This window comes from Pantoea sp. ANP04 (genome assembly GCF_041982285.1).
GTDB classification, from domain to species: Bacteria; Pseudomonadota; Gammaproteobacteria; order Enterobacterales; family Enterobacteriaceae; genus Pantoea; species Pantoea eucalypti.
Map to the genome: position 1 here is coordinate 437,630 of NZ_JAUTYS010000001.1, position 23,097 is coordinate 460,726.

Sequence of the window (23,097 nt, forward strand, 5' to 3'; positions counted from 1 at the left end):
CTTACTAAACCAGACACTCTACATCATCGCGAGGTCGTCAGCACCAGCTGGTCACCTCATCTGACAGACAAAAAAAATCAGGCCCGGAGGCCTGATTCATTATTCGCAGTTATCAGCTTACATCAGTGGCTGAGCCATCTGGACCAGTCTGATGAGCGGCTGCGGGTAAACCCCTAACAGCAGTACCAGAATGGCAGAAATCAGAACCACGACACCACCGGCGGTGAATGCCCAGTTAGCCGGGGTATCACGGGTGTGCAGTTCCGGCGGGCTGAGGTAGAGACTTACCGTTACGCGCAGATAGTAGTAAAGGCCAATCGCACTGCCCGCTACCACCGCACCGGTCAGCCACCAGAGATGCGCACTGACGCCTGAAGCAATCACGTAGAATTTACCGATAAAGCCCAGCGTCATCGGGATACCGGCCAGTGACAGCATCATCACTGTCATGACCGCTGACAGGATAGGACGATGCCAGAACAGACCACGATAAGAGTAGAGTGAATCTGCATCCGGGCCACGATACGGGCTGGACATCAGGCTCACCACACCAAAGGCACCCAGGCTGCTGAACAGATAACCGGCCAGGTAAACACCGGAAGTTTCCAGCGACAGCTGATGATCTTTCACTGCAATCAGCGCGACCAGCAGATAGCCGAGGTGGGCGATAGAGGAGTAACCCAGCAGACGCTTGATGTTGCTCTGCGAAATCGCCATCAGGTTACCGAACAGAATCGACACAAAGGCGATCATGGCCAGCACGGTGCGCACCGCTTCGCTGTCGGTCACCGGCGCGTACATAAACAGACGCATGATGACACCGAAGATCGCAATCTTGCTGGCCGTCGCCAGGAAGGTTGAAACCGGCGCAGGCGCACCCTGATACACATCGGGCGTCCAGAGATGGAACGGAACCAGTGAAAGTTTGAAGCCCAGGCCGATGATCATCATGCCCAGACCCACCAGCAGCAATGGCTCATGGATCATGCTGTCAGTCAGGCTCTGACCCAGCGCAACAAAGCTCAGATTACCGGAATCGGCGTAGATCAGCGCAATACCAAACAGCAGGAACGATGAGGCCGCCGCAGACAGAATGGTGTATTTCAGTGCGGCTTCCAGCGAACGTTTCTGGCGGAAAGCGTAGCCAATCAGACCAAACAGCGGCAGCGACAACAGCTCAATGCCGATGAACAGCGAGGCCAGATGGTTAGCACTGGCCAGCACGATGCCACCGAGGGCCGCAATCAGCACCAGCAGATAGAACTCATCTTTGTTGTCCGGGTAACCCGCCAGCCATGGATAGGCAAAGGTACAGGTCGCCAGACTCGCCAGCATCACCAGCGCGGTATAGAACATCGAATAGCCATCGACGCGCAGCAGCGGCGTGACATCCATCGCCCCGACCTGACCGACAAAGTAGAGCGAGAGCAGCGCCAGGTTCAGGCCAACTACCGTTAGCGTGGCGTTAACGAAGTGGTTGCGTCGCCAGGCAATGGACAGCATCACAACCACCACCGTCAATCCGACGATTAACAGCGGTAGTAACGCAATCAATTGGTGAGGAGTTATTGTCATGGCGAATTACGGCCTTGTAGTTGAAATTGAAGCGGTAAACCACTGCTGAATATTGCTCATGGCAGCGTGCGAAGTATCCAGAATCGGCTGTGGATAGACGCCCAGCAGTACCAGCAGCACCACCAGAACACCGATGGTCATGAACTCGCGCGGCGACATGCCTGGCAGCGGATCTTTCGATTTCGCTTCGCCATAGTAAGCGCGCTGCATCATCACCAGCGAGTAAATCGAGGCGAACACCAGACCAAAGGTCGCGATGATGATAATCATCGGCACCACCTGGAAGCTGCCGGTCAGAATCATAAATTCGCCGACGAAGTTACCAGTACCCGGCATACCGAGGTTGGCGACAGCAAAGAAGAGCGACAGACCCGGAATCCATTTGATGCGCGACCACAGACCACCCATCTGACGCATATCACGGGTATGCAGACGCTCATACAGCTGACCACACAGAATGAAGAGTGCCGCTGCGGACAGACCGTGTGCAATCATCTGAATCACCGCACCCTGCAGCGCCAGCTGGCTGCCGGTGTAGATAGCAATCAGCACAAAGCCCATGTGCGAAATCGAGGTATACGCGATCAGACGTTTGATATCGGTCTGCGAGAAGGCCATCCAGGCACCGTAGAAGATCCCAATGATGCCTAACCACATAGCGATTGGCGCAAACTCTGCTGACGCGTTCGGGAACAGCGGCAGACTGAAACGCAGTAAGCCATAAGCCGCGGTTTTCAGCAGGATACCTGCCAGGTCAACAGAACCCGCAGTCGGCGCCTGACTGTGCGCATCCGGCAGCCAGCCATGTAACGGCACGACCGGCATCTTCACCGCAAAGGCGATAAAGAAGCCCAGCATCAGCAGATATTCAACACCGCTCGACATTGGCGTCTTCAGAAGCTGTTCATAGTTGAACGTCCAGACACCGGTCGCGTTGTAGTGGACAAACACCAGGCCCAGAATCGCAATCAGCATCACCAGACCGGAAGCCTGGGTGTAGATGAAGAACTTGGTCGCAGCGGAGATACGGGTTTTGCCGTCAGACGCTTTGTGACCCCAGAGCGCGATGAGGAAGTACATCGGCACCAGCATCATTTCCCAGAAGAAGAAGAACAGGAACATGTCGATGGAGAGGAACACACCGATTACGCCGCCCAGGATCCACATCAGGTTCAGATGGAAGAAGCCCTGATACTTTGAAATCTCATTCCATGAACAGAGCACCGCCATCAGACCGAGCAGGCCTGTCAGCACTACCATCAGCAGCGACAGGCCATCAATGGCTAAATGGAAGCTGATGCCGAAGCGTGGGATCCACGGAACGGAGAAACTTGACTGCCACTGCGGAATGCCCGCTGCCTGCGTCAGTGAATAGCCTCCCTGCAACCAGAGTTGCAGCGAAAGCGCCAACGTCAGCCCCATGGTGATCAGCGCGATCCAGCGTGGCACCTTCGCGCCAAGGCGCTCAGTGAGCCAGCAGATCAGACCGCCGACGAAGGGTATGATAATTAGCCAAGGTAATAACACGGCACACTTCCCTTTTCTTTGTCTTAGTTCGGGCTATCTTACTTGCCAGTTTGATTCCCGGCAGTGCTCGCAATCCTCACATACCTCGGTATGCTCCGGTTGCTGCGCGCTGGCGGTAACCAGACTGGCTGCGACGATAACGCCCTTGCTCAGGACAATTTTTGACATTCTCAATGGGCAGATTAACTAACCTGCCCCGCTCATCAATCTTTAAATCACCAGCAGCAGAGCCAGCACCAGTACTGCACCCAGGCTCATTGACGCAACGTACCAGCGCAGGTAGCCGTTCTCACTGACAACCAGGCCTTTGTTGGCAATGCGTGACAGCAGCGCAGGCAGGTTCATCAGACCATTCAGTGGGTCGCGCTTCAGCAGCCACGCAATGCCCAGGTAGGGTTTAACGAACACTTTATCGTAGAGCCAGTCGAAGCCCCAGGCCGCAAACCACCAGGTGCCGAAGAAGCGGCCTGGCGCACTGTTTGCGATACGGGTAACCAGCTCACGTTTGCCCAGCCACAGCGCAGCAGCGATCAGAATGCCGACAATCGCTACGACGCCCGAGGTGATTTCCAGTCCCACTTTGCCCGCTTCACCAAACTCACTGGCTGGCAATACACCCGCCAGCGGTGGCGTAATCAGCGCACCAATGAAGGTAGAGAGCAGCAGCAGTACAATCAGCGGCAGATGATGGGTAATGCCTTTACCGGCGTGCGCATGAATTTTCTCTTCGCCGTGGAACACGATGAAGATCATGCGGAAGGTGTAGATAGAGGTCAGGAACGCCCCTACCAGACCCGCAAACATCAGGTTGATGTGACCGTTAGCCAGTGCGCCGAACAGAATCTCATCTTTACTGTAGAAGCCCGCCGTAATCAGCGGCAGTGCCGCCAGCGCCGCGCCGCCAACCAGGAAGCAGGTGTAGACCAGCGGAATGCTCTTGCGCAGGCCACCCATTTTGAAGATGTTCTGCTCGTGATGGCAGGCCAGAATCACTGAACCCGAAGAGAGGAACAGTAACGCTTTAAAGAAGGCGTGCGTCATCAGATGGAAAATCGCCGCATCCCACGCCTGAACACCCAACGCCAGGAACATGTAACCAATCTGGCTCATGGTGGAGTAAGCGAGAACACGTTTGATGTCGGTCTGTACCAGCGCGGCAAAGCCCGCCAGCACCAGGGTAATTGCCCCGACGATGCCGACCAGATGCAGCACTTCCGGCGTCAGCAGGAAGAGACCGTGGCTGCGGGCAATCAGGTAAACACCCGCTGTCACCATGGTCGCGGCGTGGATCAGTGCTGAAACCGGTGTCGGACCGGCCATCGCATCAGCCAGCCAGGTCTGCAACGGCAACTGTGCCGATTTACCGACCGCGCCACCCAGCAGCATCAGCGTTGCCCACTGCAGCATATGGTTGTCTGCGGCAAAGTGCGCCGGCGCCAGTTCCATCATCTCGCGGAAGTTCAACGTGCCCAGCTCGTTGTAGAGAATGAACAGGCCGAATGCCAGGAAGACGTCGCCCACGCGGGTGATGATAAAGGCTTTCATCGCCGCTTTGCCGTTTTCCGGATTGCTGTAGTAGAAGCCGATCAGCAGATAAGAGCAGAGCCCTACCCCTTCCCAGCCCAGATACATCAGCATCAGGTTATCGGCCAGCACCAGAACAACCATGCTGGCGATAAACAGGTTGGTATAGGCGAAGAAGCGGGAGTAGCCCTCTTCTCCACGCATATACCAGGAGGCGAACATATGAATGAAGAAGCCAACACCGGTGACGACTGACAGCATGGTCAGAGACAGGCCATCCAGCGTCAGGTTCACTTTCATGTCGAAGTTGCCGACATGCATCCAGGTCCAGAGTGACTGGGTATAGGCTTGCTGACCACTGGCGAAGAACTCGAATCCGAGCATCACTGTAGTCAATGCTGCCAGACCCACCGATCCCATACCTACCGTGGCCGACAGGTTCTCAGACCAGCGACCGCGGGAAAACGCTAACAGCAGAAAGCCGATCAGCGGAAACAAGACAGTTAAATAGAGAAGATTCATCCGCGCATCTCGCTCACAGTATCAATGTTCAGCGTCTGACGACGACGATAGAGCTGAAGCAGCAGCGCCAGACCAATACTGGCTTCCGCTGCCGCCAGGCTGATCGCCAGGATATACATCACCTGTCCATCGGCCTGACCCCAGTAGCTCCCGGCAACCACCAGAGCTAAGGCGGCGGCGTTGATCATGATTTCAAGGCCGATCAGCATAAACAGCAGATTGCGGCGTATCACCAGCGACGTCAGTCCAAGGACAAACAGCACGGCAGCAAGAATCAATCCATGTTGTAACGGGATCATGCGTTCTCCTTTTTCACCTGAGCGGCGTCAGCATTACGGTTACTCAGGACTTCGCCCTGACGCTCTTCACGACCGATATGGAACGCCACGACCAGACCTGCCAGCAGCAGCATAGAAGCCAGTTCAACCGCCAGCACATAAGGACCAAACAGGCTGATGCCGACCGCTTTGGCGTCGATGATGGTGCCATCAATGCCCTGGTCATTCGCCGTCAGGATGGCGTAAATCATCACCACCAGCAGCAGCAACGAGACGATGCCGGGACCAATCCACAATGACGGGCTGAGCCACTCACGCTCCTGCTTCTCCGTCTGCTTGCCCAGGTTCAGCATCATAACGACGAAGACGAACAGCACCATGATGGCGCCAGCGTAGACGATGATCTCCAGCGCACCCGCAAAATAGGCACCCATAGAGAAGAAGACGCCCGCGATCGATAACAGCGAAACGATCAGGTACAGCAACGCATGTACCGGATTGGTGTGGGTAATGACGCGCAACGTCGTCAGCACCGCCACCAGTCCGCAAAGATAAAACGCAAATTCCATGCCTTGCTCCTTAAGGTAATAAGCCTTTGACGTCGATAGGCTTGGCTTCGTTTTCCGCTTCGCCCTTATCTTTACCGTCAATCGCCATACCTGCCATGCGGTAGAAGTTGTACTCCGGATATTTACCCGGTCCCGAAATCAGCAGATCGTCCTTTTCATACACCAGATCCTGACGCTTAAACTCACCCAGTTCGAAATCCGGGGTAAGCTGAATCGCGGTGGTCGGACAGGCTTCTTCACACATGCCGCAGAAAATACAGCGTGAGAAGTTGATGCGGAAGAACTCCGGGTACCAGCGGCCATCTTTGGTCTCGGCTTTCTGTAGTGAAATACAGCCAACCGGACAGGCAACCGCACACAGGTTACAGGCGACGCAACGCTCCTGACCATCCGGATCGCGGGTTAACACGATACGGCCACGATAGCGTGGCGGCAGATAAACCGGCTCTTCCGGGTACATCTGCGTTTCACGTTTGGCAAAGGCGTGCAGCCCTATCAGCCAGATACTGCGAACTGTCGTGCCAAAGCCTACGACAATATCTTTCAAAGTCATTTGTTAACCCCTTACGGCGCTGTGTAGAGAATCACTGCGGCAGTCGCCAGCAGGTTCAACAGCGTCAACGGCAGACACACTTTCCAGCCGAATGACAGCACCTGGTCGTAGCGTGGACGCGGAAGCGCAGCACGAATCAGGATGAACATCATCATAAAGAACGCCGTTTTCAGGGCGAACCAGATGAACGGCGGCAGGAAAGGTCCGTGCCAGCCACCAAAGAACAGCGTTACGATCAGCGCTGAAACGGTGGTAATCGCCACATATTCGCCGACAAAGAACAGGCCAAACTTCATGCCGGCATATTCAATGTGATAACCATCTGCCAGTTCCTGCTCCGCTTCTGGCTGGTCAAAGGGATGACGGTGACACACCGCCACGCCAGCAATACAGAAGGTTACGAAACCAAAGAACTGCGGAATGATGTTCCACAGGTGCGTCTGGCTGTTGACGATATCGTTCATGTTGAACGAGCCCGCCTGCGCCACCACACCCATCAGCGACAGACCCAGGAACACTTCGTAGCTCAGCGTCTGCGCCGAGGCGCGCATCGCACCCAGCAGCGAGTATTTGTTGTTACTCGACCAGCCAGCAAACAGCACGGCGTAGACCGCAAGGCCCGCCATCATCAGGAAGAACAGCAGACCGATATTCAGGTCTGTCACCATCCAGGTTGGCGACACTGGCACGATAGCAAAGGCCAGCAGCAGAGAAACAAAGGCAATAACCGGCGCAAGGGTAAAGATAAAGCGGTCGGTAAATGGCGGAACCCAGTCCTCTTTAAAGAACATTTTGATCATGTCCGCAACCAGCTGGAGCGAGCCGCCCCAGCCGACGCGGTTAGGTCCGTAACGGTTCTGGAACAGGCCGAGCAGACGACGCTCGGCGAAGCTCATGAACGCGCCGCAGGCCACAACCACCAGCAGAATCACAATGGCTTTAACAATGGCCAGCAGAATGTCGATAACGTCCGGTGTTAACCAGCTCATTGCGCCGCCTCCTGCAGAGTGTCGATTTTACCGTTCGCCAGGAATGGCGGAACGCCCGGCATACCCAGCGGCAGACCAATCTGACCCGCCTGCAGTGACGCCGAGAAACGGACCGGCAGACGCACTGTCTCGCCGGCACAGCTGAATTCAACCGCCGCGCCATTGTTGACGCCCAGCTTCGCTGCATCCTCCGGGTTAATCACCAATGCAGGCTCTGTCATGCGCTGCTGGAAGACCGGTGAACGCTGTGACATCTCTTCGCTACCGAACAACCGGTGGAGAGGCGCCACACGCCACTTCGCATCACTGACAAACGCGGCAGGAACGGTTGTGAACCATGGCAGCTCACTGTTGCTGGCTTCAAACAGGCGTACGCCCGGATCGCCATGACGCAGTTTGCCGCCCACTTCAGCCTGGAACTTGTTCCACGCCTGCGGTGAGTTCCAGCCTGGAGCCCAGGCAAACGGAATCTGCGAACGCGGAGCTGATGGCTGGTTGTTCCCTTCCATAGAGAAGGCGAACATGGTGTCCTGGTCCTGCGGCTGACGCGGTTCATGAACGCTGATATTCGCGCGCATCGCAGTACGTCCACTGTTACGTATTGGAGAACGCGCCAGTTTCTGACCACGGATGCGGAAGCTGGCGTCAGGTGCCGCTTCTTTAATACCCGCGAGCTGTGGCAGACGGGTCACCACGGCATCGATCACGTGATCGAGCTGCGTCCAGTCCACGTGACGGCTTTCCAGCGTGCTGTGCAGCGAGTGCAGCCAGCGCCAGCTTTCCAGCATCACAACGTTGCTGTCGTAATAGGCAGGATCGTAAACCTGGAAGAAACGCTGGGCGCGGCCTTCATGGTTAATAGACGTCCCGTCGCTTTCAGCGAAGCTGGCGGTGGATAACACCAGGCCCGCTTTCTCCAGCGTGGCTGTACGCTGATGATCAACCACAATCACGTTCGTGGTCTGCGCCAGGGCTGCATCCACCACAGATTTTGGTGCGTGACGATAGAGGTCATTTTCCAGCACCACCAGCGCATCGGCTTCACCGTTGCTCAGTTGCTCCAGCGCATGCTCCAGTGGATTACCGCCGATCATGCCCAGACCGATGCTGTTGGCGTGACCCGCCAGCAGAGTAATGCCGACATCTGCGCCGCGTGCCTTCAGGGCTTTCGCCACGTTCGCTGCGGCTTCAATGACTGCGCTGCTGCCTGAGTGAGTACCGGAAATGATTAATGGCTTTTTCGCGCCGGCCAGCGCCTGAACGACAACGTCCATTTTCCCGTTGAGCTTGCTGTCGAAATCGGTCACTGCCGGAGCAGATTCATCCAGTGCACTGGCGATAGCGAAGCCGAGGCGCGCCTGATCTTCAACCGGCGCACGATAGCTCCATGCCGCGATATCATCCAGACGGGTTTCATCAACATGGGTAACGAACAGAGGATGTTTCGCGTTCTGACCGATGTTCATAATGGCGGCGATCTGCCAGTCTGCGACTTTCTGCGCAGCGGCCATATCACGCGCTTTGCCTTTTACCGCCTGACGGACAGAGAGTGCCACGCGAGCACCAACCTGTGTAAGGTCTTCACCCAGCACCAGCACCGCATCGTAGCTTTCAATTTCACGCAGCGATGGCGTATAGACACCGCTTTCGCGCAGGACTTTGAGCATCAGTTCAAGACGGGCCTGCTCGTCCGCTGGCATACCGGTTGAGAAGTTCTCTGCGCCCACCAGTTCACGCAGTGCAAAGTTACTTTCAACGCTGGCGCGCGGCGAGCCGATACCGATCACTTTCTTCGCCTGACGCAGCAAATCTGCACCGGCATTGACCGCCTGCTCTGCGTTCAGCGTAACCCAGTCATTGCCGCGCAGCAGCATCGGCTGGCGTGGACGATCTTTGCGGTTCACGTAGCCATAGCCAAAGCGGCCACGGTCACACAGGAAGTAGTGGTTTACGGTGCCGTTATAGCGGTTTTCAATACGACGCAACTCACCATAACGCTCACCCGGGCTGGTGTTACAGCCGACACTGCACTGCTGGCAGATGCTCGGCGCAAACTGCATATCCCATTTGCGGTTATAGCGTTCAGAGTGAGTTTTATCCGTGAAGACGCCGGTCGGGCAGATTTCAACCAGGTTGCCAGAGAACTCGCTTTCCAGCGTGCCATCTTCCGGGCGACCAAAGTAGACGTTGTCATGCGCGCCGTAGACTCCCAGATCTTTGCCATCGGCATAATCTTTGTAGTAACGCACACAGCGGTAACAGGCGATACAGCGGTTCATCTCGTGGGAGATGAACGGACCGAGATCCTGATTACGGTGAGTACGTTTGGTGAAGCGATAGCGGCGGAAGCTGTGGCCGGTCATTACTGTCATATCCTGCAGGTGACAGTTACCGCCCTCTTCGCACACCGGACAGTCGTGCGGGTGGTTGGTCATCAGCCACTCCACCACGCTTTCGCGGAACTCTTTCGCTTCGCCATCATCGATGGAGATGAATGTGCCGTCAGAGGCCGGTGTCATGCAGGACATGACAAGACGGCCGCGGGTATCTTCGGCATTCTGGAATTGCTTTACCGCACACTGGCGGCAGGCCCCAACGCTTCCCAGCGCCGGATGCCAGCAAAAGTAAGGAATATCAAGGCCCAGAGAGAGACATGCCTGTAGCAGGTTGTCCGCTCCGTTCACATCATACTCTTTACCGTCTACATGAATTGTAGCCATAGTGACATGCTTCCGTAAGGCTCGTCAGAGACGAGCGTTAATCATATTCTTGCCCCGACGCACGACATTGTCGGGGCGGCGGCACCAGGCCTGTTCCGTTTTTGGTGAATTACCAGCGCGCTTTCAGCAGGTTTGGCTGGATCCCGCCAATGGCACGGGTATTACCAAACACCTGCGGCGCCATGCCGGCTTCAAACTCTTCACGGAAATATTTAATCGCACTTTGCAGCGGCTCAACCGCACCTGGCGCATGCGCACAGAAGGTTTTGCCTGGGCCAAGCTGACGGCAGAGTTGCAGTAAGGTTTCAATATCGCCTGGCTGGCCCTGTTTCTGCTCCAGCGCACGCAGAATTTTCACGCTCCACGGCAGACCGTCACGACACGGAGTACACCAGCCGCACGACTCACGGGCAAAGAACTCTTCCAGGTTACGCACCAGGGAAACCATGTTGATCTCGTGATCAACGGCCATTGCCAGCGCCGTACCCAGACGACTGCCCGCTTTGCCAATGCTGGCAAATTCCATCGGCAGATCCAGGTGCTGGTCGGTCAGGAAGTCAGTCCCTGCGCCGCCGGGCTGCCAGGCCTTGAACTTCAGTCCGTCACGCATGCCGCCTGCATAATCTTCCAGGATCTCACGTGCGGTGATACCGAATGGCAGCTCCCAGACGCCGGGATTTTTAACCCGCCCGGAGAAGCCCATCATTTTGGTACCGGCATCTTCACTTTTAGAGATGTTTTTGTACCACTCCACACCGTTGGCCAGAATCGCCGGCACGTTCGAGAGGGTCTCTACGTTGTTCACGCAGGTTGGTTTGCCCCACGCGCCCGCACTCGCCGGGAATGGCGGCTTGGAACGCGGGTTAGCACGACGGCCTTCCAGTGAGTTAATCAGTGCCGTCTCTTCGCCGCAGATATAACGCCCTGCGCCGGTATGGACGATCAACTCAAAGTCGAAGCCGGTACCGAGAATATTTTTACCGAGATAGCCCGCTTCCGTGGCTTCAGCAATCGCACGGCGCAGATGCACCGCCGCTTCAATGTATTCGCCACGTAAGAAGATGTAGCCACGGTAGGCCTTTAGCGCAAAGGCGCTGATCAGCATTCCTTCCACCAGCTGGTGAGGCATCTGCTCCATCAGCAGGCGGTCTTTATAGGTGCCTGGCTCCATTTCATCGGCGTTACACAGCAGGTAACGGATGTTCATCGACTCATCTTTCGGCATCAGGCTCCACTTCAGACCGGTAGAGAAGCCTGCACCGCCGCGCCCTTTCAGGCCGGAGTCTTTGACTGCCGCGACAATTTCATCCTGTGACATGCTTTTCAGCGCTTTTTCCGCACCGGCATAGCCGTTCTTGCTGCGATATTCATCTAGCCAGACAGGTTGCTTGTCGTCACGCATCCGCCAGGTGAGCGGATGGGTTTCAGCAGTACGAATGATCTGTTTGATTGTCATTGATACTGCTCCAGCAAAGAGGGAATGCCTTCTGGCGTCAGATGAACATGCGTGTCTTCATCCACCATCATCGTTGGGCCCTTGTCACAGTTACCCAGGCAGCAGGTTGGCAGCAGCGTAAAGCGGCCATCAGCAGTGGTTTGACCCGGTTTGATATTCAGCTGCTGCTCCAGTGCGGACTGGATGCCCTGATAACCGGTGATGTGACAGACCACGCTGTCACAATAACGGATCACATGACGGCCAACCGGCTGACGGAAGATCTGGCTATAAAACGTCGCCACCCCTTCAACATCACTCGCCGGGATACCCAGTACGTCGGCAATCGCGTTGATTGCGCCGTCCGGCACCCAGCCGCGCTGTTTCTGCACGATCTTCAGCGCTTCAATGGAGGCTGCACGCGCATCTTCGTAGTGGTGTTTTTCGTGCTCAATAGCGTGATGCTCTTCCGCGCTCAGCACGAAGACCTCGTTAGGGTCGATCGTTTTAATGGCAATGTGTTGATCGTGCATAATTAGCGGTCCACGTCTGACATAACAAAATCGATACTACCCAGATATACGATCAGGTCGGATACCAGGCTGCCACGGATTACTGAAGGAATCTGCTGCAGATGCGGGAAGCTCGGCGTACGCACGCGGGTGCGGTAGCTCATGGTGCTGCCATCGCTGGTCAGGTAGTAGCTGTTGATCCCTTTCGTCGCTTCAATCATCTGGAACGATTCATTGGCTGGCATCACCGGTCCCCACGAAACCTGCAGGAAGTGGGTGATCAGCGTTTCGATGTGCTGCAGCGTACGCTCTTTCGGTGGTGGCGTGGTCAGCGGATGATCCGCTTTAAACGGCCCCTCTGGCATATTGTTGAGACACTGCTCAAGGATACGCAGGGACTGCCACATCTCTTCCATCTTCAGCTGAACACGGCTGTAAGCATCGCTGACGCCGTCGCCGACCGGGATTTCGAAATCGAAATTTTCGTAGCCTGAGTATGGACGCCATTTGCGCACGTCAAAGTCGAGACCCGTGGCACGCAGGCCGGCACCGGTCGTGCCCCACGCCAGCGCCTCTTCCATATTGTAAGCAGCAACGCCTTTTGAACGACCAATCAGCACGGTGTTACGCAGTGCCGCTTTGTCATATTCCTTCAGACGCTTCGGCATCCAGTCCAGGAAGTCACGCAGCAGACGTTCCCAGCCTCGCGGCAGGTCGTGTGCTACACCACCGATACGGAACCAGGCCGGGTGCATACGGAAACCGGTAATGGCTTCAACCACGTCATAGATTTTCTGGCGATCGGTAAAGGCAAAGAACACCGGCGTCATCGCGCCGACGTCCTGAATAAAGGTCGAGATATAAAGCAGATGGCTGTTAATGCGGAACAGCTCAGAGAGCATCACGCGGATCACGTTTACGCGATCGGGCACCACGATACCAGCCAGTTTTTCTACCGCCAGCACGTAAGGCATTTCGTTTACGCAGCCGCCGAGGTACTCGATACGGTCAGTGTAAGGAATGTAGCTGTGCCAGGACTGACGCTCACCCATCTTTTCGGCACCACGATGGTGATAACCGATGTCAGGTACGCAGTCGACAATCTCTTCACCGTCCAGCTGCAGGATGATGCGGAACGCACCGTGCGCCGACGGGTGGTTAGGCCCGAGGTTCAGGAACATGAAGTCTTCGTTGGTGGTGCTGCGCTTCATGCCCCAGTCTTCAGGCTTAAAGGTCAGCGCCTCCATCTCTAAATCTTCTTTCTGCTTAGTCAGCGTGAAAGGATCGAATTCGGTGGCGCGCGCCGGGTAATCTTTACGCAGCGGATGGCCTTCCCAGGTAGACGGCATCATGATGCGCGTCAGGTGCGGGTGACCATCAAAGGTAATACCAAACATCTCCCAGGTTTCACGCTCATACCAGTTGGCATTCGGGAAAAGACGGGTGATGGTCGGCAGATGCATGTCGTTTTCAGAGAGTGCCACCTTGAGCATGATGTCGCGGTTGCGTTCAATCGACAGCAGGTGGTAGAAAACGGAAAAATCCGCCGCAGGCAGGCCTGCACGGTGGGTACGTAAACGCTCATCCACGCCATGCAGGTCATACAGCATGACGTAAGGCTTCGTTAATTTACGCAGGAACTCGGTAATTTCCAGTATCTGTTCACGCTTAACCCAGACCACCGGAATGCCGGTGCGGGTTGGCTGTACAGTGAAGGCATCCGGCCCAAAACGGTTACGCAACTCGCCGATCACCGGGTCATCAAGGTGATCACGGGTTTGCCATGAAGGCTGAGCGAGATCTTGCGTGGTCAAATCTGTCATACGTTACTCACCATTCCGGCCTGGTCTCAGGCACTCAAATGAAGGCGTCAGGATGGGGCCATGCATTAAATTGTGATGTTCTGCTGCAGGCGCTCTTTTCCATCCATACGGTTTTAAACTTCGTCCGGGCTGCGCAGGTTTGTGACTGCGATGCGCTCGCCGCGTTTTCTTTCACGCTCTGAAGGCATGTTAGCGCGGTAAACGCCCTGGTCGCCGACAACCCATGAAAGCGGACGGCGCTCTTTGCCGATCGACTCCTGCAACAGCAGCAGTGCCTGCATGTAGGCTTCAGGACGTGGCGGGCAGCCAGGAATATAGACATCTACTGGCAGGAATTTATCGACGCCCTGCACCACCGAATAGATGTCATACATGCCGCCCGAATTTGCGCAGGCACCCATTGAGATCACCCATTTTGGCTCCAGCATCTGATCGTATAAACGCTGAATAACCGGAGCCATTTTGGTAAACGGCGTGCCGGCAATAACCATGAAATCCGCCTGGCGTGGCGAGGCGCGCATAACTTCAGCACCAAAACGTGCCACGTCATGGACCGCGGTAAACGATGTGGTCATCTCAACGTAACAACAGGACAGGCCAAAGTTATAAGGCCAGAGTGAGTTTTTACGTCCCCAGTTCACCATGTCATGCAGGGCATTTTCGAGTTTGCCCATATAAACGCTGCGATGAACGTGCTGCTCCAGCGGATCGCTGACGATTTCCTGCTTTTGCAGAGGATAACGGTCGTTCTCACCACCGTTCGGGTCTATGCGGGTGAGCGTATAGTCCATCTTATTGCCTCTCTTTTACTGCTTATGAGGATTGGTGTGGCTGACCGTAGTAGTTTTCACCACTACGCGACGGCGAGCTGGAGCCCAGTCCAGTGCGCCAATGCGTACCAGATAGACCAGACCCGCAAGGAGCACCAAAATGAAAATTGCGGCTTCCACAAAGCCGACCCAACCGCTTTCGCGGATTGAAGTCGCCCATGCGTATAAAAAGAGGGCTTCGACGTCAAAAATGACGAAAAACATCGCAACCAGATAAAATTTCGCCGACAGGCGGATATGGGTGTCACCAACGGATTCAATGCCCGATTCGAATGGCGTGTCTTTATAGCGGGCGCGCGCTCTGCCGCCAAGCAACCATCCTCCGGTCAGCATGAAAGCACACAAGCCAAAGGCAATAACGATAAATACGATAAACGCCCAGTGCTGAGCGATGATTTCGGTGGTAGTTGACATACTCATTGCTTACTCATCAAAAGTGGCGCTGGCATCCTGCACGCGTTTCCCGCAGCAAACTGACCACATCGATTCAAGGGAAGGGTAAAAACCTTTTAAATGTCACTGTTATTACGGAATAAACAGCAATTTAATGGGGTTTTTTACTCCTTTCTATAACCTTTTGTCAACTTTGACAAAAGTATCCAAACATTATTTCACACCTGCATCATATTATTAACAAATGATGCCCCGCTTTCCAGCTAAATCGCTTCAGTCTGTAGGGTTAATTTTAGTGTAGCGGGTAATCACACGCATGGATCGTGCGTTTAACAAACATATTTTGACAGGTATGACTCTTTTTTCCTTCCCCTTAGCAGGGGTATTTTCTTGATCCAGAACACACTTTTGCCCTTTTTGCGTTAATTTCCTCCACCTGAAGCCTTGATACGGAACAAAAGGTTCGTTTTTATGGATTGCAGATTTCAGTTTGTAATGGAGTGAAATACAGTGAGGGATTTACATCAGGGAGGTTATCGTCGGGGCGAGTCTGACAAGGGTCAGATCGTAAAAAAGCCCCTCGTTCTGTTCAAAAAATGAGAGGCTTATTTATAAGCGTTTGTTAAGGCAATGGCGCTGATGTTGAGTACAACACGTTAGCGCTATTACTCTTCGTCATCCAACAGCAACGCACCGTCTGGATTGTTGCTCAGATTGTACGGATCATTAGTAGACTGCATGGCATTAAAGATAGCCAGCGCCAGCTCATTATCACTGTCAGGATTACGGCACAGCAGATACTGCGTATCCGGGAGAACCGGCAGACCTTCAGCCGCACCCATAACACGCAGTTCCGGGCTCATCATCTCGACCGGGCGCGCTGTTACGCCAAGACCCGCTTTCACTGCAGCTCGTACGGCAGCCAGAGTAGAAGCGACGTAAGAGATACGCCATGGGATACCGGCTTCATTGAGATGATCAATGGCCATATCACGGTAAGGACTTGGCTCATCCAGCAGCACCAATGGAATCGCTTCGCCGCGCTGGAAGATATAGTCCGCTGCGCAGTACCACAAGGTGGGTGAAGTACGCAGTACCTGATAGGTAAAGTTGCCCGGGCTGGACGTTGTCACCACCAGGTCAACTTCACCCTGATTGAGCATTTCCATCATGAATGGATTACGTTTAACCCGCACATCAATGGCCAGTTTCGGATAAACCGAGGTCACCCGGTTTAACAGGAACGGCAGAATAGTGTCAGAGGTGTCATCAGAGGCACCAATAGTCAGTACGCCCTGAATGTTGCTGTACATCAGAGATGTGCAGGCTTCGTCGTTAAAACGAAGAATTTTTCTGGCATAGCCTAAAAGCTGGATCCCATGCTCTGTTAAAAGCTTATTACGTCCATGTCTGGCAAACAGCTCTTTACCTACCAATTGCTCCAGACGCTGCATCTGCTGACTGACTGCTGACTGGGTTCTGCAGACCGCTGCAGCGGCGGCTGCAAAGGTATTCAAATCCGCAACGGCAACGAAAGTTCTCAGCAGATCGAGGTCGAGATTCAGTATCGGACGATTTGCATTAGTCATGTTTTTTCTTCACTTATAAGATTTTTACGAACTACTACCCTGGTGTTATTACAAGCTTATCAAAGTGATAAGCGGTAATGGTGCTTAATGACAGTCCTGTGTGAAGACTGACATAAAAAATTTTATGTGGAACCTGCACCGTTGACTCACCCGAAGGGAGCACGATGCTTTAAGACAGAGACAACTTCTTCTGTACCGATGGCGCTGGGGTGCGCAAATGCAGGAAGCTGTTTAGTTGTCTTATTCCCACCGGAATGAATCGGGCGGGATAAAAACTACACTTAGCGGGCTATCAAGGCGAAGCGGCTAAATGCACTAAATAATAAATTATACTTAATCATTTTTGACTTCAAAATGGAAATGATTTTGTGAAAAGCGCTGTAAATTTTGTGACAAAGGCATTTCGTGACCCTTATGCCACATTATTGATCACTTTTTAAGCCTTCAACGTTCTGAAAGTTAGTGAGGAAGTGTTAAGTAGTGCTCACTATCCTGTATTTAAGGTGCCGAATGAAACGCCTTTTTTGGTACTTTTCCGGCGATCACAAGGCCTTAAACAGCACACTCTTAAGCAGTGTTAAGGCGTAAATAGTTCTCATGTTATAAAACTGGCCATAAAACGAACATTAATAAAATAAATTTTAACTATTCCTCAAAGTGTATATTTCAGCGGTAAAGAAAATATCTCTCCGTATTGAGTCCACAAACCTTTTTAAATTCCAGAGGCAGATGTTGGCTCGCTACGGTTTTGGGTGGATTAAAATTCTAAAAATTTCTTTATACATAGTTTTATTAACCACCCTCAGCGAGAGCTGTTACTTTTTACGCTACGCATTCTGCAAAAAGTTGTTGAACCCGCCAAAACGGGGCGGCACCCTTCTTTTGTGACCGTGAGGAGAGTACATTGTGCTGGTTCGATTTCTGTGGCAGCCACAAGGATTCTGCCCATCAAGGCGGTAACAATGACTTTTCAAATTGATAAATCCGGAAAACTCGATAACGTCTGCTATGACATCCGTGGACCGGTACTGAAAGAGGCTAAGCGCCTTGAAGAAGAAGGTAATAAAGTTCTCAAGCTGAACATTGGCAATCCGGCGCCGTTTGGTTTCGAAGCACCGGATGAGATCCTGGTTGATGTCATTCGTAACCTTCCCAGCGCTCAGGGTTATTGCGACTCCAAGGGCCTCTACTCCGCCCGTAAAGCAATCATGCAGCACTATCAGGCACGCGACATGCGCGATGTCACGGTAGAAGATATTTATATCGGTAACGGGGTATCAGAACTCATCGTGCAGGCGATGCAGGCGTTACTGAATAGCGGCGACGAAATGCTGGTGCCCGCGCCCGACTATCCCTTATGGACAGCCGCGGTTTCTCTCTCCAGCGGTAAAGCGGTGCACTATCTGTGTGATGAGTCTGCCGGCTGGTTCCCTGATCTGGATGATATCCGTAGCAAGATAACGCCTCGTACCCGTGGCATCGTGATCATCAACCCGAATAACCCTACCGGCGCGGTCTACAGTAAAGAACTGCTGTTAGAGGTGGTTGAAATTGCGCGTCAGCATAATCTGATCATTTTCGCCGACGAAATCTACGACAAGATCCTTTACGACGACGCCCAGCATCACTGCATTGCGGCCCTGGCGCCCGATCTGCTGACCGTGACGTTCAATGGCCTCTCCAAAACCTATCGCGTGGCCGGTTTCCGTCAGGGCTGGATGGTACTGAACGGGCCGAAGAAACATGCGAAAGGCTATATTGAAGGGCTGGAAATGCTCGCCTCAATGCGTCTGTGTGCCAACGTACCGGCGCAGCATGCGATTCAGACGGCACTGGGCGGCTATCAGAGCATCAGCGAATTTATCATGCCTGGTGGTCGTCTCTACGAGCAGCGCCAGCGTGCATGGGAGTTGATCAATGATATTCCTGGCGTCAGCTGTGTGAAGCCGCAGGGCGCGCTCTACATGTTCCCGAAAATCGATGCCAAAAAATTCAATATCTTCGACGATCAGAAGATGGTGCTGGATTTTCTGTTACAGGAAAAAGTGTTGCTGGTTCAGGGCAGTGCGTTCAACTGGCCATGGCCCGATCATCTTCGCATCGTTACGCTGCCACGCGTCGATGACCTGGAGATGGCGATTAATAAATTTGGGCGTTTCCTGCAAGGCTATCGTCAGTAATCACGCCCGCGTATACTGACGTTATTTGGGGAGAGCCGGTCTCTCCCCTGCCTGCCAACAGGAACGCGCATGACACAAAGCCACTTCTTTGCTCACCTCTCCCGTCTTAAGCTGATTAATCGCTGGCCGCTGATGCGCAATGTGCGCACCGAAAATGTCTCGGAACACAGTCTGCAGGTCGCTATGGTGGCGCACGCCCTGGCGGTGATCAAAAATCTCAGGTTCAGCGGGTCGCTTAATGCCGATCGTATTGCCATGCTGGCGCTTTATCACGATGCCAGTGAAGTGCTTACCGGCGATTTACCGACACCGGTGAAGTATTACAACGCGCAGATCGCCCACGAATATAAGAAAATCGAAAAGATTGCTCAGCAAAAGCTGATTGAGATGCTGCCGGAAGAGTTTCAGGAAATCTATCGCCCGCTGATCGATGAGCATCTGCATAGCGAAGAGGAGCAGGCCGTTGTGAAACAGGCGGATGCGCTCTGTGCCTATGTTAAGTGTCTTGAAGAGTTGTCTGCCGGGAATAATGAATTTTTACTGGCGAAAGCGCGGCTGGAAAAGACCCTGGCGCAGCGTCGTTCGCCGGAGATGGATTACTTCGTTGACGTGTTCATTCCGAGCTTCAGCCTGTCACTGGATGAAATCTCGCAGGATACGCCTTTGTAAGCCCGGCGAACTGGCCGCCGGGCGGACCCTTAAGCCTGCTGACTAAAGGTAAAACTGCCGTCAGACTCGCGGGAAACTACCAGCGATGCCAGCGATTCGAGCTTAAGCGCCACGTCATCCAGCCGGGGTGTCTCCGCCGCAGGATTAATAGCAATCACCGTGCAGCCCGCATTCAGGCCGGATAAAATTCCGGCGGGAGCATCTTCTGCCACTACGCACGATGTCGCCGCTAACCCCAGTTTCTCCGCACCCAGCAGGTAAGGATCGGGTTCAGGTTTACCTTTCGCCACCTGCTCAGCCGTAATGAACACAGCAGGCTTTGGTAACCCCGCGGCTTTGTGACGGGCATGAGCGACCGGCACCGAGCCTGAGGTGACAATTGCCCAGGGAATATTCAGTTCGTTCAGCCGGTTCAGCAACGCGACGGCACCGGGCAGCGCCTGCACACCGTCGGTGTCCGCCGCTTCAGCCTGCTCCAGCGCGGTAAACTCCGCCTGTATAGCCTCTTCCGACTGACCTGCCATAAAATGACGCAAAGAGGTGATCGCCTGTTTGCCATGGATAAAATCCAGAATCTCATCAGCGGCGATACCATGACGGGCACCCCACTGGCTCCAGGCTCGTTCAACCGCTGGCAGCGAATCCACCAGCGTGCCGTCTAAATCAAATAGAAAACCTCTGTAGGTCACGCGCTCCTCCTCTTCAGGCATTGATCACTTGTGCAATTTCATTTGCACTTAAATGGTACTGGCGCGGACAAGTCTGCCACAAAGCTAACATGCGTTGATACTTTTCCCACATTGGGGTCTGGGCATTGAAACCGTGAGTACCGGAATCGAAGTGGGTATACCGCCCTTCTGTATTCACCATAAAACGGACGTAGCCCAGCAGCCGCGCTTCAGTTGCCGCATCAAAGCCCAAAAAGGCGAGACGGCGCGCTTCAAGCTGACCTTTATCTTTAAGGTTCGACCAGGAAACATGGAGGGCATGATGCATCTCCATAATATCGATCACCGTCCGGCAGATCGCTTCGCTGAGTTCGCCAAACTCTTTGTCCAGCTCACGCATCTGCAGCGCATAGCCGCGTTCGATGATGGTCTGGTAACGGCGGAAGCGTTCAGCATTTTCAGGCTCAAGCATCGCCATGATTTTATACTGGTTAGTGAGAATCAAACGCTGTGCATGGGTCATTTCCATCATTGACTCCCGGTCAGAGACCGCTCAGTTAATCGACAATGGAGAAATGATTGCACAGCGTTAACGACACGGAAACCGCCGTCTCGCCTTTTTTTGATTTGGCCGCAGGTTAGCGGTAATTATTTTACCGCCAGCCTGGGTTTGCCTAGAGATCGTCGAGGAAGGTGCGGTCGAGCTGTTTAAACGCCCGCTTAAGCAGATCGGCCAGTGCCTGATAAGTCGGCTTGCCTTCAACCGGTGCTATCGCCTGCCCGGCTTCTTCCAGTCGGGTACGCACCTCATGAAACCAGTTAAGCAGCGTTGGCGGCAGTGGCGTCACTGAACGCTTGCCCAGCCACCACAGTCCCTGCATCGGCAGGCTGCAGGCAAACAGCGCAGTCGCCACGGCCGGGCCTAACTGACCGCCCATCGCAATCTGCCAGGTCAGCGTAAAAATCGCCAGAGGTGGCATAAAACGAATGGCAAAACGGGTTGCCGATGAAACCCGGTTTTCCGGGAACACGGGGGCCAGGCGCTTATCAGCAGGCCAGGTCTTCATATAGTGTTGGCCGCGCTGAAACATCCGAAACCAATTGGTACTGCCAGATTCATTCGCCATGGCTCACCTCAACTAATACTGCAAAGATTAAAAAATAGTTATAAAGACACAACTTTACGTAACAACCTTCAATTATTTTTGTCTTTAAAGATGACTCCAGCTATTCTGACGCCGTTTTAACACCTCTCCGGAAGCGGAATGCGCCTTTGGGAAGAGGCCTGAGCCAAGTTTCGACAAGGCAATCTTAAAATTTTCGCGTAAGATTACCGAAATTTTTTGCGGAATCGCAGATTTCTGTCTACCGCATGATGTTTGTCATTAATCTACCAGCTTTCATGGGCTACGCTGATAGTCTGATTGCGTTTAATTTAGCCACTCTCAAAAAATAGGTACTTCCATGTCGAGTAAGTTAGTTCTGGTTCTGAACTGTGGCAGCTCTTCCCTTAAGTTTGCCATTCTTAACCCTGCCAGCGGTGAAGAGTTCCTGTCAGGCCTGGCGGAATGTTTCCATCTTCCTGAAGCCCGTATCAAATGGAAGCTGGAAGGCGAAAAACAGGAAGCGCCTCTGGGTGCTGGCGCAGCGCACAGCGAAGCGCTGAACTTTATCGTTAAATCCATTCTGGCACAAAAACCTGAGCTTTCGGCACAAATTGCTGCAATCGGCCATCGTATCGTTCATGGCGGCGAAAAACTGACGCAGTCAGTCATCATTACTGAAGAAGTCGTACAGGGCATCAAAGACGCCTCCTCTTTCGCACCGCTGCACAATCCGGCTCATCTGATCGGTATTGATGAAGCGATGAAAAATTTCCCTCACCTGTCAGACAAGAATGTCGCGGTATTTGACACCGCTTTCCATCAGACAATGCCGGAAGAGTCCTATCTCTATGCGCTGCCGTACAAATTGTACAAAGAGCATGGCGTTCGTCGCTATGGCGCACATGGTACCAGCCACTTTTACGTGACTCACGAAGCGGCCAAAATGCTTAACAAGCCACTGGCGTCACTGAACATCATCACCTGTCACCTCGGCAACGGCGGTTCGGTCTCTGCGATTCGCAACGGCGAGTGCGTGGACACCTCAATGGGTCTGACCCCGCTGGAAGGCCTGGTGATGGGTACGCGCAGTGGCGACATCGACCCGGCGATAGTCTTCTTCCTCCACGATACGCTGGGTATGAGCGTTGATGCCATCAATAAACTGCTGACTAAAGAGTCTGGCCTGTTAGGTCTGACCGAAGTCACCAGCGACTGCCGCTACGTTGAAGATAACTACACCACCAAAGAAGATGCGAAGCGTGCAATGGATGTCTTCTGTCATCGTCTGGCGAAATATATCGGCAGTTACACCGCGCTGATGGATGGCCGTCTTGACGCCGTCGTGTTTACTGGCGGCATCGGCGAAAACGCCGCGATGGTGCGTGAACTCTCACTGAAAAAACTGGCGCTGCTGGGCTTTGAAGTTGACCACGATCGCAACCTGGCCGCCCGTTTCGGCAAATCTGGTTACATCAATAAAGAAGGCACTCGCCCGGCGCTGGTGATTCCGACCAACGAAGAACTGGTCATCGCCCAGGACGCCGCGCGGCTGACTGCGTAAAACACTTCTCTCCGTCAGCTCAGGCTGACGGAGTTGTTTTTGACACCCTGCCATTACTGAGAGGTTCAAACGTG

The 23,097-nt window shown here is 53.8% G+C and carries 20 protein-coding genes; 3 read left to right on the forward strand and 17 right to left on the reverse strand.

What is annotated here, in order from left to right; translation table 11 throughout:
- Positions 1–117: 117 nt before the first annotated feature.
- The 14 genes from nuoN to lrhA form a co-directional block, all read right to left on the reverse strand.
- Entirely contained in the window at positions 118–1,575 is a 1,458-nt protein-coding gene (gene nuoN / locus Q7C21_RS01825; RefSeq protein ID WP_003854230.1) for an NADH-quinone oxidoreductase subunit NuoN, read from the reverse strand.
- Between the two features lie 6 nt (positions 1,576–1,581).
- Positions 1,582–3,102 carry an NADH-quinone oxidoreductase subunit M gene (gene nuoM / locus Q7C21_RS01830; RefSeq protein ID WP_003854232.1) on the reverse strand — a complete coding sequence of 507 codons (1,521 nt, stop codon included), beginning with the start codon at positions 3,100–3,102 and terminating at the stop codon, positions 1,582–1,584.
- Between the two features lie 210 nt (positions 3,103–3,312).
- Positions 3,313–5,148 carry an NADH-quinone oxidoreductase subunit L gene (nuoL, locus tag Q7C21_RS01835; protein ID WP_140916277.1) on the reverse strand — a complete coding sequence of 612 codons (1,836 nt, stop codon included), beginning with the start codon at positions 5,146–5,148 and terminating at the stop codon, positions 3,313–3,315.
- Entirely contained in the window at positions 5,145–5,447 is a 303-nt protein-coding gene (gene nuoK / locus Q7C21_RS01840; protein WP_003854236.1) for an NADH-quinone oxidoreductase subunit NuoK, read from the reverse strand. Before nuoK ends, nuoL begins: the two co-directional genes overlap by 4 nt.
- Positions 5,444–5,995, reverse strand: coding sequence for an NADH-quinone oxidoreductase subunit J (gene nuoJ / locus Q7C21_RS01845; protein WP_003854237.1), 552 nt, complete (start codon positions 5,993–5,995; stop codon positions 5,444–5,446). Before nuoJ ends, nuoK begins: the two co-directional genes overlap by 4 nt.
- 10 nt (positions 5,996–6,005) lie before the next feature.
- On the reverse strand, positions 6,006–6,548 hold the full coding sequence (gene nuoI / locus Q7C21_RS01850; protein WP_003854239.1) for an NADH-quinone oxidoreductase subunit NuoI: 543 nt from the start codon (positions 6,546–6,548) through the stop codon (positions 6,006–6,008).
- An 11-nt stretch (positions 6,549–6,559) separates the two neighbouring features.
- Positions 6,560–7,537, reverse strand: coding sequence for an NADH-quinone oxidoreductase subunit NuoH (gene nuoH / locus Q7C21_RS01855; RefSeq protein WP_003854240.1), 978 nt, complete (start codon positions 7,535–7,537; stop codon positions 6,560–6,562).
- Positions 7,534–10,257 (reverse strand): NADH-quinone oxidoreductase subunit NuoG, encoded by a 2,724-nt coding sequence (gene nuoG / locus Q7C21_RS01860; RefSeq protein ID WP_187512881.1) that lies wholly within the window; start codon positions 10,255–10,257, stop codon positions 7,534–7,536. The genes nuoH and nuoG overlap by 4 nt, the downstream gene beginning before the upstream one ends.
- A gap of 109 nt (positions 10,258–10,366) precedes the next feature.
- Entirely contained in the window at positions 10,367–11,707 is a 1,341-nt protein-coding gene (gene nuoF, locus Q7C21_RS01865) for an NADH-quinone oxidoreductase subunit NuoF (protein ID WP_175501446.1), read from the reverse strand.
- A gap of 2 nt (positions 11,708–11,709) precedes the next feature.
- A complete protein-coding gene (gene nuoE / locus Q7C21_RS01870; RefSeq protein WP_003854243.1) occupies positions 11,710–12,225 on the reverse strand; it encodes an NADH-quinone oxidoreductase subunit NuoE in 516 nt (171 codons plus the stop codon).
- A 2-nt stretch (positions 12,226–12,227) separates the two neighbouring features.
- Positions 12,228–14,027 carry an NADH-quinone oxidoreductase subunit C/D gene (nuoC, locus tag Q7C21_RS01875; protein WP_375150313.1) on the reverse strand — a complete coding sequence of 600 codons (1,800 nt, stop codon included), beginning with the start codon at positions 14,025–14,027 and terminating at the stop codon, positions 12,228–12,230.
- A 113-nt stretch (positions 14,028–14,140) separates the two neighbouring features.
- Positions 14,141–14,818 carry an NADH-quinone oxidoreductase subunit B family protein gene (locus tag Q7C21_RS01880; protein ID WP_003854245.1) on the reverse strand — a complete coding sequence of 226 codons (678 nt, stop codon included), beginning with the start codon at positions 14,816–14,818 and terminating at the stop codon, positions 14,141–14,143.
- A gap of 15 nt (positions 14,819–14,833) precedes the next feature.
- Positions 14,834–15,277: an NADH-quinone oxidoreductase subunit A gene (locus Q7C21_RS01885; protein ID WP_003854246.1), complete on the reverse strand. Its 444-nt coding sequence runs from the start codon at positions 15,275–15,277 to the stop codon at positions 14,834–14,836.
- A gap of 638 nt (positions 15,278–15,915) precedes the next feature.
- Positions 15,916–16,839: a transcriptional regulator LrhA gene (gene lrhA, locus Q7C21_RS01890; protein ID WP_003854247.1), complete on the reverse strand. Its 924-nt coding sequence runs from the start codon at positions 16,837–16,839 to the stop codon at positions 15,916–15,918.
- Positions 16,840–17,801: 962 nt separating this feature from the next.
- On the opposite strand from lrhA, the gene Q7C21_RS01895 reads away from it, so the two are divergent.
- Together Q7C21_RS01895 and yfbR are read left to right on the forward strand one after the other, a co-directional pair.
- Positions 17,802–19,019, forward strand: coding sequence for a pyridoxal phosphate-dependent aminotransferase (locus Q7C21_RS01895; RefSeq protein ID WP_003854248.1), 1,218 nt, complete (start codon positions 17,802–17,804; stop codon positions 19,017–19,019).
- A 69-nt stretch (positions 19,020–19,088) separates the two neighbouring features.
- The gene (gene yfbR / locus Q7C21_RS01900) at positions 19,089–19,688 is read left to right on the forward strand and encodes a 5'-deoxynucleotidase (RefSeq protein ID WP_003854249.1); all 600 of its coding nucleotides are present in this window, start codon (positions 19,089–19,091) and stop codon (positions 19,686–19,688) included.
- 29 nt (positions 19,689–19,717) lie between these two features.
- On the opposite strand, the gene Q7C21_RS01905 is transcribed toward yfbR, so the two are convergent.
- The 3 genes from Q7C21_RS01905 to yfbV form a co-directional block, all read right to left on the reverse strand.
- Positions 19,718–20,377, reverse strand: coding sequence for a sugar phosphatase (locus Q7C21_RS01905; RefSeq protein ID WP_314508868.1), 660 nt, complete (start codon positions 20,375–20,377; stop codon positions 19,718–19,720).
- A 13-nt stretch (positions 20,378–20,390) separates the two neighbouring features.
- On the reverse strand, positions 20,391–20,885 hold the full coding sequence (locus tag Q7C21_RS01910; RefSeq protein WP_003854251.1) for a YfbU family protein: 495 nt from the start codon (positions 20,883–20,885) through the stop codon (positions 20,391–20,393).
- Between the two features lie 145 nt (positions 20,886–21,030).
- Positions 21,031–21,483: a terminus macrodomain insulation protein YfbV gene (yfbV, locus tag Q7C21_RS01915; RefSeq protein WP_008926473.1), complete on the reverse strand. Its 453-nt coding sequence runs from the start codon at positions 21,481–21,483 to the stop codon at positions 21,031–21,033.
- A gap of 337 nt (positions 21,484–21,820) precedes the next feature.
- On the opposite strand from yfbV, the gene ackA reads away from it, so the two are divergent.
- The gene (ackA, locus tag Q7C21_RS01920; protein WP_033763118.1) at positions 21,821–23,023 is read left to right on the forward strand and encodes an acetate kinase; all 1,203 of its coding nucleotides are present in this window, start codon (positions 21,821–21,823) and stop codon (positions 23,021–23,023) included.
- The last annotated feature ends 74 nt before the right edge of the window (positions 23,024–23,097 follow it).